At 54.4% G+C, this 2,029-nt stretch carries 1 protein-coding gene and 1 pseudogene; one reads left to right on the top strand and one right to left on the bottom strand.

Going from position 1 to position 2,029, the window contains the following annotated elements; genetic code table 11:
• Positions 1-120 (top strand): annotated as a pseudogene (locus G3N97_RS38460) (IS5/IS1182 family transposase); the annotation flags it as partial.
• On the opposite strand, the gene G3N97_RS38455 reads toward G3N97_RS38460, so the two are convergent.
• Entirely contained in the window at positions 86-730 is a 645-nt protein-coding gene (locus G3N97_RS38455; RefSeq protein ID WP_241031093.1) for a tyrosine-type recombinase/integrase, read from the bottom strand. The pseudogene G3N97_RS38460 and the gene G3N97_RS38455 sit on opposite strands and share 35 nt — an antisense overlap.
• Between the last annotated feature and the right edge of the window lie 1,299 nt (positions 731-2,029).

Genomic DNA, 2,029 nt, shown 5'->3' with positions numbered 1-2,029 from the left:
TGGTTTGCCGGCTTCGGCAAACTGCGCATTCGTTTCGAGCGTCGTCTCGACATTCATGTTGCCTTGCTGTCCCTGGCTGCTGCCGTTATCTGTTCACGCTTTGTTGATGACTTGTGTTAGCCGCTCTTAATGCAGACGCCGTCTCTTTCCACAAAGGAAGGCATCGTTGTCGCCGGCCCTTGCCGTGAATGAGAACACTTGCATATGGTTGCATGTTCAGGTCACCAATGCACAATCCGACGAGCTCGGACGCACGTAATGCTCCGGCGAAGCAAACATGAAGCATTGCACGGTCTCGAATCCCAAACCAATCCGAAGGATTTGGGGCGTCCAATATCGCCTGCATTTCCTGCTGAGTCAGATGACTCACCAGTCGGCTTTCAGTACGCTTCAGTGGAAGCGCCAAGATCTGGCGAACCTGCTCGAGAGCAGAAGGCACCCGATACTCTACGAAGCGCATAAAAGATTTGACTGCAGCCAGCCGTGTGTTCCATGAGTTTGCACCGTTATGGCGTATCTTCTCAAGGTAATCGGGAAACGACAGGATCATTGGCGCATCGATCTGCTCGAGATACAACTGAGACGGTCGAGTCTTGAGACATTGACTGGCAAACTCTAGGAGTAGTTTGAAGGCGTATGCATACGACTCGCAGGTGTTCACGCTGGCACCACGTTCAAACGGCAGGCGCTGTTGGACGAACTCGGTAATATGCGGCGCAAGGGGGATCATGATATTTCTCCCGTAAAGAACGATTCGCTGCATTCAGCAATGCGTCGCAATAGGTCAGGAGTTGCTTCAAGATACCAGTACGTATGAGCGACATTACCGTGGCCAAGGTACGTGGATAGTGCAACCATATGTTTCGTTATATGGTCGCGACCGTCCGGGCAGCTCTCGAGCGCCCGCACAGCAAACGTATGTCTTAATGATTGGGGCGTTGGTCGAGGTCGTTGCGGAGCGCAGGGTAACCCAGCCACCTTAGCTGCCCGGTCGAAAGCCATTTCGACCGTCTTCACGCCTAATGGCCTTCTCCACACTGAAACGAAGACGTGGCGGTCGAAGGGAGCGTATAAGCGCCGTTGCTCGATGTAGCGTTTCAGCGCTGACCGACATGTTTCGTGGATCGGAACAATGCGACTTTTGCGGAACTTTGTGTTTCTGATCATCAGTCCATCGGGCGTGATGTCCTCGTAAAGGAGACGGATGGCTTCCGACACGCGAAGTCCCGTGCATGCCAGTAGCCCAAACAAAGTCCCATATGTTTTCCCGCACAGTCGATGCGATCCCTGCTGGAAAGCGGCGCGAAGCACAGCTTGAACCGCCTCCTGAGACAGGATGTACGGCGCCGGTCGAGGACCTTTCTCGCTTCCAAATACGGCGGCGGGAACTTCGTGACACGTATCCTCAGCATGAGCATAGCGTGCGAAGCGCCTGACGTGACCAAGTCGGCGCGCGCGCTGATGGACCGAATTCGACTGGACGGCCCACGCCATGGCGGTCTCAGTTCTAACGTGTTTCACGGCCAAGGAATCAGAGAACGTGGCGAAGCTTCGTAGATAGTTGCCTTCTGACTTGAACGCAAACCCGCACGCGCGCCGCCTGTCGATATACGACGACACCAGGTCGGTTAGCATGATTGCACCTCCGGCCACCGCTGCGCAATCTTTTGCAACTCGAGCAAATCAACCTTGGCGTAGATCTGTGTTGTGACGCTGGATTTGTGTCCGAGAACTAGAGAGATGTCCTGCAACGACGTGCCCTCGCGCAACAGGGAGGTTGCGACTGAATGCCGAAGTACGTGAGCAGCACCGCCACTTGGACACGCAACACCTGAGCGGCGCATTGCGCGTTCGATGATGACCGAAACGGCACAATGACTCGCGAACGCGTTGAACGGAGCATGACCATGCCTCGATTTCACGTACAGCAGGAAATTTGTTAGTTTCCTGTTTGTACGGAGGATTGCATGTCTGAGAAGTCAGTGCCGAAAAGGCAATACACGAACGAGTTCAAGGTTGAGGCCATCAG

The sequence above is a fragment of the Paraburkholderia sp. Ac-20347 genome (assembly GCF_017104805.1).
Lineage (GTDB): Bacteria > Pseudomonadota > Gammaproteobacteria > Burkholderiales > Burkholderiaceae > Paraburkholderia > Paraburkholderia tropica.
Note: the sequence above shows the minus strand (reverse complement) of the source record. Positions and strands in the feature narration are given on the sequence as shown.